Origin of the sequence: Aestuariivirga sp. (genome assembly GCF_044238155.1) — a bacterium.
In the GTDB taxonomy this organism is placed as follows: domain Bacteria; phylum Pseudomonadota; class Alphaproteobacteria; order Rhizobiales; family Aestuariivirgaceae; genus Aestuariivirga.
The window spans coordinates 1-14,486 of the sequence record NZ_JBIIDX010000092.1 but is presented as its reverse complement, the minus strand read 5'-3'; the positions used below and the strand labels follow the sequence as shown (position 1 = coordinate 14,486).

General features: G+C 57.2%; 14 protein-coding genes. 5 read left to right on the top strand and 9 right to left on the bottom strand.

Annotated elements, in window-relative coordinates:
* From ACILRN_RS10700 to ACILRN_RS10690, 3 genes are all read left to right on the top strand, one after another.
* Nucleotides 1–255, top strand: a 255-nt coding sequence (locus tag ACILRN_RS10700; protein ID WP_395688141.1) for an NAD(P)/FAD-dependent oxidoreductase, incomplete at its 5' end; no start/stop codon positions are given.
* 10 nt (nt 256–265) lie between these two features.
* On the top strand, nt 266–1,615 hold the full coding sequence (locus tag ACILRN_RS10695) for an FAD-binding oxidoreductase (RefSeq protein ID WP_395688139.1): 1,350 nt from the start codon (nt 266–268) through the stop codon (nt 1,613–1,615).
* Nucleotides 1,615–2,217 (top strand): ferric reductase-like transmembrane domain-containing protein, encoded by a 603-nt coding sequence (locus ACILRN_RS10690; protein ID WP_395688137.1) that lies wholly within the window; start codon nt 1,615–1,617, stop codon nt 2,215–2,217. The genes ACILRN_RS10695 and ACILRN_RS10690 overlap by 1 nt, the downstream gene beginning before the upstream one ends.
* Before the next feature lie 18 nt (nt 2,218–2,235).
* Here ACILRN_RS10690 and ACILRN_RS10685 read toward each other — a convergent pair whose 3' ends face one another.
* Nucleotides 2,236–3,669: a DEAD/DEAH box helicase gene (locus ACILRN_RS10685; RefSeq protein ID WP_395688135.1), complete on the bottom strand. Its 1,434-nt coding sequence runs from the start codon at nt 3,667–3,669 to the stop codon at nt 2,236–2,238.
* Between the two features lie 263 nt (nt 3,670–3,932).
* Between ACILRN_RS10685 and aqpZ the strand changes: the two genes are divergently transcribed.
* On the top strand, nt 3,933–4,619 hold the full coding sequence (aqpZ, locus tag ACILRN_RS10680; RefSeq protein ID WP_395688133.1) for an aquaporin Z: 687 nt from the start codon (nt 3,933–3,935) through the stop codon (nt 4,617–4,619).
* Between the two features lie 181 nt (nt 4,620–4,800).
* Here aqpZ and ACILRN_RS10675 read toward each other — a convergent pair whose 3' ends face one another.
* The 3 genes from ACILRN_RS10675 to ACILRN_RS10665 all read right to left on the bottom strand — a co-directional run bounded on the left by ACILRN_RS10675 (nt 4,801) and on the right by ACILRN_RS10665 (nt 8,690).
* Entirely contained in the window at nt 4,801–6,195 is a 1,395-nt protein-coding gene (locus tag ACILRN_RS10675; protein WP_395688131.1) for a hypothetical protein, read from the bottom strand.
* Nucleotides 6,196–6,584: 389 nt separating this feature from the next.
* Nucleotides 6,585–7,484 (bottom strand): NAD(P)-dependent oxidoreductase, encoded by a 900-nt coding sequence (locus tag ACILRN_RS10670; RefSeq protein ID WP_395688129.1) that lies wholly within the window; start codon nt 7,482–7,484, stop codon nt 6,585–6,587.
* A 3-nt stretch (nt 7,485–7,487) separates the two neighbouring features.
* A complete protein-coding gene (locus ACILRN_RS10665; RefSeq protein ID WP_395688127.1) occupies nt 7,488–8,690 on the bottom strand; it encodes a mandelate racemase/muconate lactonizing enzyme family protein in 1,203 nt (400 codons plus the stop codon).
* Between the two features lie 151 nt (nt 8,691–8,841).
* Between ACILRN_RS10665 and ACILRN_RS10660 the strand changes: the two genes are divergently transcribed.
* Nucleotides 8,842–10,455, top strand: coding sequence for a GMC family oxidoreductase (locus ACILRN_RS10660; RefSeq protein ID WP_395688126.1), 1,614 nt, complete (start codon nt 8,842–8,844; stop codon nt 10,453–10,455).
* Between the two features lie 95 nt (nt 10,456–10,550).
* Here the strand turns inward: ACILRN_RS10660 and ACILRN_RS10655 are convergent, their stop codons facing one another.
* The 5 genes from ACILRN_RS10655 to ACILRN_RS10635 form a co-directional block, all read right to left on the bottom strand.
* A complete protein-coding gene (locus ACILRN_RS10655; RefSeq protein ID WP_395688124.1) occupies nt 10,551–11,033 on the bottom strand; it encodes a preQ0 transporter in 483 nt (160 codons plus the stop codon).
* A gap of 11 nt (nt 11,034–11,044) precedes the next feature.
* Nucleotides 11,045–11,467, bottom strand: a complete 423-nt coding sequence (gene ndk / locus ACILRN_RS10650; RefSeq protein WP_395688122.1) for a nucleoside-diphosphate kinase — start codon at nt 11,465–11,467, stop codon at nt 11,045–11,047.
* A gap of 73 nt (nt 11,468–11,540) precedes the next feature.
* Nucleotides 11,541–12,284 carry an amino acid ABC transporter ATP-binding protein gene (locus ACILRN_RS10645; RefSeq protein WP_395688120.1) on the bottom strand — a complete coding sequence of 248 codons (744 nt, stop codon included), beginning with the start codon at nt 12,282–12,284 and terminating at the stop codon, nt 11,541–11,543.
* Between the two features lie 2 nt (nt 12,285–12,286).
* Nucleotides 12,287–13,441 carry an amino acid ABC transporter permease gene (locus ACILRN_RS10640; protein ID WP_395688118.1) on the bottom strand — a complete coding sequence of 385 codons (1,155 nt, stop codon included), beginning with the start codon at nt 13,439–13,441 and terminating at the stop codon, nt 12,287–12,289.
* 46 nt (nt 13,442–13,487) lie between these two features.
* Nucleotides 13,488–14,330, bottom strand: coding sequence for an ABC transporter substrate-binding protein (locus tag ACILRN_RS10635; RefSeq protein ID WP_395688116.1), 843 nt, complete (start codon nt 14,328–14,330; stop codon nt 13,488–13,490).
* Nucleotides 14,331–14,486: the final 156 nt, after the last annotated feature.

Here is a 14,486-nt window from a genome sequence, read left to right as displayed (position 1 = left end):
GACGCCAGAGGCATCAAGGCCATGCCTCTGAAACTGGAGCGCCCCGCGGGGATCGTCCGGGCCATCTCGTCGGCTGGTGGGGTTGCGCTCGAAGAGGTCGATACGCACTTCCAGCTTCTCAAGGTTCCCGGCGTCTATTGCGTGGGGGAGATGCTTGACTGGGAAGCCCCTACCGGTGGTTACCTGCTGCAGGCATGTTTTTCCACCGCCGTGATGGCAGCCCGCCATCTTGCCAGTTCCCTCAAAACCAGCTGAAACTCGAGCCATGACCCTCGTCGATCGTCTTCGCGCTGCGCTGGGAGAGGGCAGCCTCCTTGAAGGCAGCGCCTTCGGCCCGCGCCATGTCTCGGACATGAGCGGCACCGGCAAAGCCCGTCCCCAGTTCATCGTCCGCCCACGGAATACATCCGAGGTTTCAACTGCGTTGCGGCTCTGCAATGAATATGGCGCGACCGTCACCGTACAGGGAGGAATGACAGGACTTGCGGGAGGGGCAAATCCACAGCCTGGCGACCTGGTCCTGAGCCTCGAGTTGTTGCGGGGAGTGGAAAACGTGGACGTAGCATCGGCCACCATGGCGGTGAGCGCGGGAACGCCACTTGAAACCTGCCAGGCAGCCGCGGCGGAGAAAGGACTGTTTCTGGCGCTTGACCTTGGCTCTCGTGGTTCCTGCCAGATAGGAGGTAACCTGGCGACGAACGCAGGTGGCATCCGAGTCATCCGCTATGGGATGGCACGTGAACAGGTCCTTGGTCTTGAGGTGGTCCTGGCTGATGGGACCATCATCTCCTCGATGAACCGAATGCTGAAGAACAATGCCGGATATGACCTGAAACAACTGTTTATCGGGTCTGAGGGAACACTTGGCGTAATCACCCGGGCCGTCCTGCGGCTCCATCCACCTCCTGGCCCAATCACGACCATGCTCTGCGCAGTCTCATCCTACGCAAAGGTCGTAACTCTGCTGCGCCATGCCCAGGAAGGACTTGTAACACTTCTGGCTTTTGAGGCGATGTGGGCTGACTATTTCAACTTCAATGCTAATGCCCTGAAGCTTGGATTCTTTGCCGAAAGCCATCCATTCAATGTCATTCTCGAAAGCACGGCAAATGCCGACACTATCGAGTCATTTCTTGGCCAGTGCCTGGACGAGGGCCTCATTGCTGATGCGCTCATCGCACGATCGCAGACTCAGGCACGCGAGATCTGGTCAGTGCGCGAGGGCTACCCCATCGAGAACCTGCCCAATCTACTCAATTTTGACGTTAGCCTGCCCATCGGCCTGATTGGCGAATATGCTGAGGTTTGCACAACTGCATTACGCGCACGGTGGCCGGAGGCACATGTGTCCTTTTATGGTCATGTCGGCGACTCGAATGTTCATATCTGTGTGTCCACCTTTTTTGGCGCGGGCGAGTCGATCCATGACGTGGATGACATCGTCTATAGTGTGCTCGGGAGTTACGGCGGATCCATCTCCGCCGAACATGGCATTGGCGCACTGAAGCGCCCATACCTTCACTTATCGCGCTCCGCGGAGGAACTCGCTTTGATGCGGAGCCTCAAGCAAGCTCTGGACCCGAGGGGCATTCTTAACCCCGGAAAGGTGATCTGATGCTACGAAGGCTCATTGACTCGCTGCCGGTATTGCGGCTGCTCGTTGCTGTTCCAGCGATCTTGATGTTCTCGGAGTTCTTCCTTGAAGAGACAGGCTGGGGGGTGTTGATAAACCAGTCTGGAGAATGGGCCATCAGGTTTCTGATCATGACGCTTGCAGTGACGCCACTGCGACTCATCATGAGACAAACGGGGCTTGGGCCGCACTGGCCCATGTGGCTGTTCAAGCGCCGCCGCACTCTGGGACTAGCTGCTTTCCTCTATGCTGCACTGCATGCCTCGGCTTACCTCATCCGACAAGCAAGTCTGAATATTGTTGTGTTTGATTTACAGACAGCCGCCTATCTCGCAGGCTGGATAGCTTTTCTCGCGATGCTGGCCCTCGCGCTCACTAGCAATGACGAGGCAGTGCACAGGCTGGGCGTCTGGTGGAAGATGCTGCAACGGCTGGCCTATGTCTCAGTTATTGCGGCTGCACTGCACTGGTATCTGATCAAGTCGGGGCATGGGGCGTTATGGCTGCATCTCCTGCCACTGGCCGCACTTGAAGCCTACCGCGTGATCCACAACTTCTCCCGTCCGGCCGGCCACCGCCAGTGAGCCAGGAGCGGCTTTGAATCACGAGGGTTGAACTGACTTGACACTTCGCATGAGGAAGGCAGGCACTGTCTGCTCGGTGAAGCCACGGTGATCGGGGGCATCCTGTGCCTCTCTCTTCTCCCGCACGGCACCCGAGGCTCGCGCTGGCCTCGGTTCGCGCTCCTGCCTTGAAAGCGGTACGGCACGCTCCTCGCGAGATGGCTCATTTTCAGCGCGCAGATCGCCCTGAGGCACCTCACGGCGCGGACGCCGCTCGGGCCGGGGGCTACGCTCCCGGCGTGGCCGATCAGGCTCTGCGGCGCGGGTCTCAATCGCTGCCTGGGCCTCTTCACTCAACGCAAAATATGGAACTTCTTTTTTGATCAGCGACTCGATTGCCTTCCACTGCTTTCCCTCTTCGCTAGTAACCAGCGTGAAGGCCTGGCCCTCACGACCTGCGCGACCGGTACGGCCAATGCGGTGGACATAGTCTTCAGCATGGGTTGGCACATCGAAATTGAAGACATGGCTCACCTCCGGAATATCAAGTCCGCGAGCTGCAACATCCGAAGCAATGAGGTAGGTGATCTCGTTCGCCCGGAAGCCGGCGAGGGTCTTGAGCCGGGCAGATTGATCCATGTCGCCGTGAAGAGCGCCGACACTGAAGCCGTGTACGGCCAGCGACTTCTCCAGCAGCGCAACGGTGGTCTTGCGATTTGCAAAGATAATTGCGTTCTTCACATTGGTCTGCGTCCGAAGAAGCTGGCGCAATGTCTCCCGTTTGGCCTTCGCCTCATGCGGAGCCTTTACCAGCATTTGGGTGATGGTCTCGGCCGTGGACGATGGCCGTGAAACCTCGACGCGCACCGGGTTATGCAGGAAGGCCGTGGTTAGCCGCTGGATTTCCGGCGGCATGGTGGCCGAGAAGAACAGAGTCTGCCGGGTGAAGGGCAGGAGCTTGCAAATTCGCTCGATGTCAGGAATGAAGCCCATATCCAGCATGCGGTCTGCCTCGTCGATCACCAGCATGTCGATGCCGGTGAGGAGAAGCTTGCCACGCTCGAAATGGTCCAGCAGCCTGCCCGGAGTCGCAATTACCACGTCGGCACCGCGATCGATCTTCAAGGCTTGCGGCTCGAAGGCCACGCCCCCGATCAGCAGCGCTACAGACAGGTTGTGGAGCCTTCCAAGCGTTTCAAAGGCCTCCCGCACCTGATCGGCAAGTTCACGGGTTGGCTCAAGAATGAGGGTGCGCGGCATCCGTGCCCGCGCCCTTCCCTTTTCGAGCAGCGACAACATCGGCAACACGAAAGCTGCCGTCTTGCCGGAACCGGTCTGGGCAAGGCCCATGACGTCGCGACGCTGCAAGGCGGGCGGAATGGCCTCTGCCTGAATGGGTGTCGGGGTCTGGTAGCCAGCGGCGCTTATCGCCTCGAGGGTTCTGGGGCTCAGTCCGAGCTCGGAGAAGTTCATGCGGTGAGAGAGACCAATCTGGCGGCTTTGTTCAGCTTGAAAAGGCACGCCGGGCTAGGTGCGCCATGGAGGCCCGGCGGCGTCACAAGAGCCACATAGGGATCTTGCAGCTGAAAGTCAATCAAGGCGAGGCCAGACAGGACTTGCCCGATTGCCGGTGAAAAGACAATCTCCAGCAGTTCCTGCGCTATCTTGCGATTCTTAATTCTTGTCCACGCTGCCACCAGAAACGACTGGCGGCTCAACAGAGGAGACGTGAAACTATGATCAAGAAACTGGGGGCGGAGTTCTTCGGAACATTCTGGCTGGTGCTGGGGGGCTGTGGTGCCGCCGTATTGGCGGCAGGCGTGCCAGAACTCGGAATCGGCTTTGCTGGCGTGGCCCTTGCCTTCGGGCTTACCGTTCTCACCATGGCCTATGCTGTAGGCCATGTTTCCGGCGCGCATTTCAACCCAGCTGTCACCGTGGGGCTCGCGGCTGCAGGCCGTGTCAGCTGGAGCAGCGTACCTGGTTATGTCGTCGCCCAGGTGCTCGGCGGTGCATTTGGCGCCCTGGTGCTCTATCTCATCGCCAGCGGCAAGGCGGATTTCTCCGTGACGGGAGGATTTGCGTCGAACGGTTACGGCGAACATTCACCGGGCGGTTATTCGCTCACAGCCGCACTGGTGTGCGAGGTGGTGATGACCGCCATGTTCCTCGTGGTGATTCTCGGTGTTACCCACAAGAATGCGCCCGCCGGCTTCGCCCCCCTGGCCATCGGACTCGCACTGACACTGATTCACCTGATTTCCATCCCCGTGACCAATACATCGGTGAACCCCGCGCGCTCGACTGCCGTGGCGTTGTTTGCAGATGGCTGGGCCATACAGCAGCTCTGGCTATTCTGGCTGGCACCGATCGCGGGTGGACTTGCTGGTGCCATCATTCACCGGTTTCTTTCGGAAGACTGAACCCTGTAGGGACTGCAGACGGGGCCAGACCTCACGGCCTGCTCCGTCTGAATCCGCAGGCGCCCATGCCGCATGAGCAACCACACTCGTCTTGCAATCATTCAGATCGTCCGTCCGATAGATCAAGCAATAACCGCCCGGCCATTTGGATCAAACTGCTCACTCACGTCACAACGATTGTCTATCTGAGACGATAGAGCGAATACGGACCAATAATACGATAGTCCTCATAGTCCTTCCAGAGATCGCGAAACTCTTCATCCCGCAGAAGCCAATCAAGGTAATTGAACGACGTACCATCATGATTTTTGTTGGTGGTGAAAACGAGATTAGGCTTTCTACCAAGCTCGCGTTTTGCCTGAGAGAGCGCCAATTCATATGCCATATTCGATTTTCCGGCGTCTTGTTCTGCAAGAAGTTGTTTGACTGCGGGAAGAAAGATCTGACAAATTGCAATTCCTGTGAACTTTGAATGAGTATAGATCGCCGCTGGAAACGCTGGAAAGGGATTGGGATGCAAAGATGCGAAGGACCCAGCCCGATCGATCTCGTATTGGATCCTTGAATTGACTTGGGTCGTCTGCTGCCGATAGCTCAGCCATAGTCCAACAATCCCAGACAACCACGCGACTTGCAACAGCAGGATCAGGCCGGCCACCTTGGCGGCTGTTTGCTTTGGGTTGCTGATGCCAACTGTCAGCGACATAACCAGGAATCCAAATGCTGGTATAAAATGATACATAAAACCCTTGCTCTGAAGTACTGCTGCTATCGTAAAACCTAGCGTCGCCATCAGAAATGGACGAGCAGCCAGCAGCACAGCACCCCCCATAGCGAAGGGCGCAATACCCACCAGAACCACGACAACCTGCAAAGCAATCTGGTACCAAGAATAGGAAATTGCCCAATATGTCGCGGTTGCCGCCGGTACCATCTCAAACAGATAGGGCTGAAAGAAGAAAACCAGAACGAGGCCATAGGCAATGCCCACCAGCAGAATGGCGCGCTCTTCATCGCCAAGCCTTCGGCGCAAAGCAAATACCAAAGCCAGGGGAATCAGAAAATATGGCTTCATCAAGAAGCCGATACCAGCCATGATACCACTTGCCAGGCCCCAGGACCGGCGTTGACTCGGCCCAGCCACATAAGGCGCGCATAGCAGGAAGGCAATCTGTTCGCGCTGCGCATAGTGATGCGGGTAGGCGAGGATCAAGAACAGCACCAGCACCGTTGCAACTGATGCACGCAGGGATCTATCTGCCACTTGCCAAAGGACGAGAAGCGCCAGCAAGGACAAGAATAGCATCCATATCCGTATGCCCCAGTCAAACCCGATGAACTGCGCAAGCAATGCGGCCGGCACGTAGATCAGCATACACAACGGCGGATTTACGTCGAGAATGTCCCTTCCGTAGACTGCAGGCCCAAGAACTTGATCTGCAGCCCACACCAAGAAAGCAACGTCAGCATTAATATAGAGGTAGGATGATAATCCAAACGTAGCGACGACCAGCACCGCCGCTAAGAAAAGCAGGATGCGCTGGTCCTGAAACGGAGTACTGCGCCCGAAGTCCATGTGGAGATCTCACCGCACTAGTCGCAAAAGGGGCGCGAAAACTGCGGAAGCACGATGAAGACGAACCTTGGAAGCAAAGCGCCACGCAGCGCTGTGGGATCTCCGCAGACCGGCTGGCGTGGATTTATCCTTCGTGAGAACAATGTCACCTTGCGGCATCCCTTCGCAGCTTTTAGCCAACATTCGCTATCGACTCACGCCTCACAAGCACGTCATTAGCAACCTCGATCTAAACCAGATTGAGGAGGCGCAGATCAAGTGATTCACACAATACAACACGCCATGAAAAGCATTTCATAGACTGAAAGTGCAGAAAAGCGTTGCGTGCCGGGAGAAAGGATTTCACCACAGGATCGGGTTGAGCCGATTTCGTCAGCAGTGATTGAGTGTTACTCCAGGCGCGCAGGAAAGCCAGGTGCGCGGAGATCGGTGTGCAACAAATCCTCGAGAAGCTTTGCAATCTGTGTGGACTGCGCCGCGCCACCGTATGCGGCTTTGCCTTTCATGAAGGTTTGCTGAGTCATCGAGGCAAGATCCAAAGGCACACCGAATTCCTTGCCGAAATTCATGGCAAAACCCAAGTCCTTCAGCGCCAGGTCCATAGTGAATGCAATATCGTAGCTGCCATTGAGAATGAGTTGGCCTTCCGTTTCATGGACGAAGCTGGTTCCGGACGACGCAGTGATGGCTGCCCAGGCCTGGCCGAGGTCGAGTCCACCGCGCCTCGCAAGCATCAGCGCCTCGGCATCAGCGACCAGATGGATGAAGGCAAGCATGTTCGTAATCACCTTGATGACAGCAGCAGACCCGATCGGACCCATGTGGAAGATCTTCTTGCCGATGATCTCCAGCGCCGGCCTGTGAAGCTCGAAGACTGATTTGTCACCACCGACCAGAACGGTTATTTCACCGCGTGCAGCCAGGTGCACGCCGCCCGTGACCGGCGCCTCCAGAACTTTCACACCTTTGGCCTCTGCCTTGGCGGCGAGGCGTTGCATTTCGTCGCGGCCGTTGGTGGAGTTCTCGATCCACGTTGAACCTGGCTTGAGGGTGGTCAGGATCTCGGCCAGCACCTTTTCCGACACCGTGGGCGAAGGAAGACAGGTAAACACATGATCAACTTTCGCTGCCAGCTCAGCCGGCGATTTAGCCAAGGCCGCACCATCCCTTACATGACGTGCGGCAAGCGACGGATCGAGATCAAAAACCGTGAGCTTGTAGCCCTTTCTGACAAGCGAATGTGCAAGATGGCCGCCAAGATTTCCAAGTCCGATGTAACCATAATGCATAATCTATTCTTCCTTGCGTAGCGGCCGATTGGTCATTTCGAGATGGAGGTTGTTGCCAATATAGGGATGAGCTTCTGCCACTTCCTCATTGAGCTCAATACCAAGCCCAGGCTCCTCTGGCGGGATCACATATCCATCCTGCCAATGAATCGGTTTCTTGAGTATCTTGGAATGAAATCCACCCCACTCCTCGATCGATTCAAGAATCAGGAAGTTTGGCAGCGACGCAGCGTAGTGGATGTTGGCCGCACCCTCGACAGGACCAGCATAAAGATGCGGTGCGATCTGCGCATAGTAGGTTTCCGCCATGCCAGCGATCTTCTTTGCCTCCATCAAGCCGCCCACACGGCCCAGCGCCATCTGCAGGATTGAAGCGGCGCGGCATTCCAGAACGCGGGCGAATTCATACTTTGTGGTAAGGCGCTCGCCGGTTGCCACAGGAATGGATGTGGCTCGCGCGACCAATGCCATGTCTTCGGGCTTTTCAGGCGGGGTAGGCTCCTCGAACCACAACGGATCAAAGGGCTCGATCTTCCTGGCAAAGCGTATCGCACCTGATGTGGTGAACTGGCCGTGCGTACCGAAAAGAAGATCGGCCTTGGTGCCCACCGCTTCACGGATCAGCTTGCAGAACTTCACGCACAATTCCATCGACTCAAGAGAGGGCTGGCGGGGGTCAAAGGCCGAGTATGGGGCCGCGGGATCAAACTTGACTCCAGTGAAACCGCGTTTGACGTAATGTGCGGCCTGCTCGGCGGATTGTTCGGCATTCCAGAAAATCGTCGAGTCCTGGCCCTTGGCAGGATCTGGATAGATGTAGGTATAGGAGCGAAGCTTCTCATGTACGCGGCCACCGAGCAGTTCGTAGACAGGCTTGCCGACCGCCTTGCCCTTGATATCCCACAGCGCGATTTCGAGCCCCGAGAGCACCCCCATCAGTGAGGGGTCGGGCCGTAGCGTGTAGCCCGAGCCATAGGCCTTGCGCCACATTGCCTCGAGATGAAAAGGGTCCATACCGTCCACGTAGCGCGCAAATGTGTCCTCGATCATCGCAGTCATGGCCCGAGGCCCAAAGCTGGCCCCATAGCATTCGCCAATGCCGGTGATGCCATTGTCCGTGGTGAGCTTCACGAAGGTAAAATAGCGCCCGCCCCAGGAGGGCGGCGGGTTACCAACGATGAAAACTCTAAGATCTTTGACTTTCATGCAGGCACCCTCCCATCAACCCTAATCTTCTAGCAGCTGGCAGGCCTGGTAAGCGATGAAAATTTCTAACCGGTGTTGAGACGGAACCACTTGTTTTAAATGATCAAAATGGGTCAAATGACCTCTCGTCTTCACCACCGGGCAACATAGCGTGCAAACAGAGTTTGATTACATCATTGTGGGCGCGGGTTCGGCAGGCTCGGTCCTGGCCGATCGTCTCAGTGCCGACAGCCGGAATCGTGTGCTGGTGCTGGAGGCAGGCGGCAGCGACCATCGTTTTTATGTCCAGATGCCTTTGGGCTACGGCAAGACCTTCTATGACCGGCGCGTTAACTGGATGTATGAGGCCGAATCCGACCCAGGTCTCAACGGGCAGCGTGACTTCTATCCTCGCGGCAAGCTGCTGGGTGGCTCATCTTCGATCAACGCCATGGTCTATATCCGTGGACACCGTGACGATTACGAGGACTGGAAGGCGGCCGGAAACACTGGCTGGGGCTGGGATGATGTGCTGCCTGTCTATCGGGCAATGGAGGACTATGGTGCCGGCGATCCTGAGCTTCGCGGCCGAGGTGGACCAGTGTTCATTTCGGATCTGGCAGATCAGGCCCATTCGCTGTGTCGGCCCTTTATCGAAGCCTCGAAGGCAGCGGGCCTTGCCTATACGCCAGATTTCAATGGCATCAGCCAGGAGGGTGTCGGCCTCTATCAGTTCACCATCAAGAATGGTCGCCGCCTATCAGCCGCACGCGCTTTCCTTCACCCGGCGATGAGACGCCACAACCTCCTTGTTGAAACCCATGCCCACACCACACGCGTCTTATTTGAGGGGAAGCGTGCAGTCGGCGTTGAATACACGAAAAACGGAAAGCCGCTCAAGGTTCGCGCCAGAGAGGTGATCGTGGCCGGGGGCGCCATTAACTCGCCACAGCTTCTTCAGCTTTCCGGCATCGGACCTGGCGCACTGCTGCAGTCACTCGGCATTCCAGTGTTGCATGACAACCCCAACGTCGGTTCCCGCATGCAGGATCATCACGGAATCAACTACACTTGGCGCATGAAGGTACCGACCCTCAATGATGAACTGCGCCCGTGGTGGGGCAAGCTCAGGGCAGGTCTTCAATACCTGTTGTTCCGAAAAGGCCCGCTGGCGCTCAGCATCAATCAGGGTGGTGGGTTCTTCCGAACCAGTCCCGATCTGCCCCGGCCCAACATGCAGCTCTACATGCAGGCATTCTCGACACTGATTCCGAGGCCCGGCGAGCGGCCGATACTGAACCCAGATCCGTTTTCCGGGCTGTCACTGGGGCTGTCCAACTGCCGGCCCACCAGCTCGGGTTCGGTCATGATCAAGTCACCAGATCCGTTCACACATCCGAAGATCATCTTCAACGCTTTCTCAACGCAAAGTGATGTTGAGGAAATGCTCTCGGCGGTAAAATTCCTGCGTGTTATCGCCTCACAGGAGCCTATGAAGAGCCTGATGGACGAAGAACTGCGTCCCGGTCCAGTTGTGACAAGTGACGACGATCTGATCAACGATTTCCGCCAGCGCAGCGGCACGGTCTATCACCATTCCTGCACTTGTCGCATGGGCTCAGACCCAAGGCAGTCGGTCGTAGATACCAACCTCCGCGTGCACGGGTTTGAAGGCCTTCGTGTGTGCGACGCCTCGGTGTTTCCAAACCTTATCGCCGGAAACACCAATGCACCATCTATGATGATGGGCTGGCGGGGGGCTGATATCATCCTGTCAAAAGCATGAAAGCGAAGGAACCCGCCAAACGACACTGCGATTTGAGTGAATTCACGTTCGAGTGGAACAATCGCAAACTTAGTCTCTAAGCAAGTTACGATTGCTCACACCGCCATGGGCCGGCGGGAGTCACGCAGCCTCAGCAGATACCAGACAACAAATACGCCCACTGCCTTGCTCACGACTTCAGTCAGGAACGCTGCCGGCGTCAGATATCCTGCCAGATATTGGAAGGCCAGCGTATCGAGCGGCACGGCTATGATGCTGGAGATCAGGATACGCTGAGAAAGCGGCCGGCGGAGCAAGGAATAGACACCCCAGTCGGCTGTTTCCGATAGTGCGAACGCGGTAACTGAAGCGACTGCGATGGCGGGATCGACCATGAGCCAGGTAAGAATGCCCGCCGCCGCCGTGCCCAACAAGATGAGGTGGCCGACCTCGCGCTGCGCATAGTCGCGCAACACGAAAACAAAGCCAACCACCACATTCGCGAGATAAAGATCGCCGAGCGGGGTCGTCCAGGGTGCGATGGCAGTGAACATCCAGTTCACCAGCACGATCGCCACGACGTAAAGGACGGTCCACACCGGCGTCTGCTTCAACCGATGATTTCGCCGGGCTTGAATATCTGATTGATCTCGATCTTGGCGTTTTCAGGTGAATCGGATCCATGCACCGAATTGGCCTCGATTGACTCCGCGAATTCCTTGCGGATAGTCCCAGGAGCGGCGTTGGCCGGATTTGTTGCACCCATAACTTCACGATATTTCGCTACCGCGTTTTCACCTTCCAGGACCTGCACCACGATTGGGCCGGAGATCATGAAGGCGACGAGATCGTTGAAAAATGGACGCTCCTTGTGCACCGCGTAGAAAGCCTCAGCGTCAGCCTTGCTCCAGCGCACACGCTTTTGGCCAATGATGCGCAGGCCCGCACCCTCGATCTTGGAGTTGATGGCGCCCGTAAGGTTGCGGCGCGTGGCGTCGGGCTTGATAATCGAGAAGGTGCGTTCGATAGCCATGAATATCCTCGTGGTTTCAGTCTGTTCGGAATGCGGCGCGGTATAGCCCCCAGCCGCCCGGCTGGCAAGCGCCTCAGAGCCTGCCAGCCTCGATGATGCGCCTCAGAAAGGCGCGGGTGCGCTCTTGCTTGGGATCGGAAAAGATCTGTGCTGGCGGCCCTTCCTCATGCACCTGACCCTCGTAGAGAAAGCATACCTTTGACGCCACCTCGCGGGCGAAACCCATCTCATGAGTGGCAAGAAGCATGGTCATGCCCTGCAGAGCGAGGTCCCGTATGATGTTCAAGACTTCCGAGACAAGCTCAGGATCCAACGCTGAAGTGACCTCGTCCAGCAGCATCAGCTTCGGTTCCATAGCCAAAGCCCGCACAATGGCGACCCGTTGCTGTTGGCCACCAGACAGGCGGTCCGGGTAATCGCCCGATTTGGCTTCGAGGCCGATACGCTTCAAGAGCGTCATGGCTCTCGCCTCTGCCTCTTCGCGAGCAAGCTTCAGCACCTTGATCGGTGCCAGCGTCACGTTCTCGAGAACGCTCATGTGCGGAAACAGGTTGAAACTCTGGAAGACGATGCCAACGTCACGACGTAGCCGATTGACGTCAACCCCAGGTCCAGACACCCGATCATCCCTGAGCCGGATCTCGCCACCCTGGATCGACTCAAGCCCGTTGATACATCTCAGCAGCGTGGATTTTCCACAGCCTGATGGTCCAATTAGGCATACTACCTGATGCTCATCGACCCTCAAATTCACGCCGCGCAAAACACGTATAGCTCCGAACTCCTTCTCGACGTTGAGGATTTCCAGGAAGGCCATGCTTAGCCACCGGCCCGCATGCGGGCATTGTCTCGATCAATGAGCCGATCGACAAAGCGCGCCTGTGGAATGGTGATAATTACGAACAGGATCGCCACGATAGTGACAGCCGAAAGATTAAATGCATTTGATGCAATGATGCGTGACTGATTGAAGGCGTCAATCACGCCCACAACCTGGACGAGCGCCGTGTCTTTTTGTAGGCCTATAAAGTCATTGAGCAAAGGCGCCAAGATCCGGCGCACGGCCTGCGGTACCACGACATACCGCATGGTTTGCATGTATGAAAGGCCAAGCGAGCGCGCCGCAGCGATCTGGCTCCAGTGAATGCTGTCGATCCCAGCCCGGTAGACCTCCGCTACATAGGCACCGTAGGTGAGGGTAAGCGCCAGAATGCACCACCACATGACAGGAATGCGAGTTGCGGCACGCTGCTCGGCAACTGTCATTGCCGACAGATCGGTGAACAGGCCAACGATATGGGGCACGATCAGGTCGGGGAGACCGGAGGTCGGTATGCCAAAACCAATCAGGTAAAGGGTTACGATGGCCGGAAGGCCTCGAAAGATATCGCAATAGAGAATAGCAAGGGCGCGGATCGGCTGACCCGCCCTTCCGGGCATGAGGCGCGCCAATGCCACAACGAGGCCCCAAGCCAGTACAAGAATTTCTGCGACGACAAAGATGAAGATATTGTTGATCAGAAATTGGCGCGTCACTTGCCACCACTTGTCCTGAATCAGGGGCAGGAAGAAAAACGTATGTCCTACCGCAACGTCATTCATCACCACGAAACTGGCAAAGCCCAGAATGATGAGCGCAAACGCACCCCACCCGAAGGTCAGCCAGCCATGCTCCCGGGCGGCCGCAGTCTCGATGCGAGCGCTGACGAGATCACCGGTTGCCAGCGCAGTACTTGCCCGACGTACAGCAGTGAGCGCACGAACCGCAGGAAGAAACAAGCAGGCCGTGGCGGCAATGCTCAGCCACAACATGGCTTTCCAACCGACGTTCATCACACCAAGATCGCCAAGCGCTGCCGCCACAAGGCTTGTCGCGCCGTAGGCCGACAGCGTGCACAGCGCTGCAAACAGCAGAGCTGCAAGCGCCAGCCCATCAGCGCGGTGTGGCAGTCGGGCGTGAGGGGGTGTCGTCACGGGGGCTGGATGACCCCCGCCGACTCAGTCGGCGGGGGTCCATGGCTCAAGGTGTAAAGTAGGGAACCGTAGCGGGGTCCTTGCCCCAGGCCGCCGCAAGATATTTGGCACCGAGTTTAGCGACCGTGCCATCGTCAATCATCGACTGGATGATCTTGTCCAGGATGGCGTTGTTGGCATTGCCCTTCGGATAGATCGCGCCGTAGGTTTCACCGGTCTTGTACTGACCTGCGATTGCAACTGTATCAGGATTCGCCTTCTCTTCCGCTAGCACGATCGAGGTATCGGTCATCGCCGCGTCGATCTGGCCGGCGCGAAGTGCGGTAAACATGTCACCCTGTTCCGGGTAGACGAGGACATCGGTGAGACCCAGCGTGTCCTGGGCGAAGGCCGCCCCAGTGGTGGCCTGCTGTACACCAACCCGCGCCGACTTGATGGAGGTTCCGTCCACAGGCGCATCCTTGCGCGCAAGCACGCCAATGTCGGAACCGAAGTAAGGCACCGAGAAGTCGTGTACCTTCTTCCGCTCTTCGGTGATGGAAATCTGCGACATGGCGAGATCAAACCCCTCGGTCTGACCTGCAATGAGCGCATCCCAGCCGACATTCACCACCTCCAGCTTGTCATATCCCGCCCGCCAGGCGATTTCCGCCGCCATGCAGTATTCCATGCCGTCCTTGATGGCCGCCGGGTCATCGCCGTTCCACCAGATTGGTGCCGGGAGAGAGACTTCCACCGTGAGTTGCCCCGCCTTGGCTGGGGTGGCGATGGGGATCGAGCCTTTTTCGCCTGACACCTCGCAATTGCCGATCTTGCCACCAGCAGCAGCTGGCAAGCTCAAAACGACTAGCGCTGCAGCGGCAATGACAGTCCGTTTGATAAGCTTCATAATCGCATCTCCCTGTCGTACAGTTCCAGTACCTGAGTAGAAGGCAAAATCCGCCACAGGGCAAGGGGCATGACCCAAGACAGCGGGGCCCGAAAACGTTTAGGATCGCTTGCCATGACACTTACCGTCAGCGCCTTCTACAAGTTCATCGCCCTG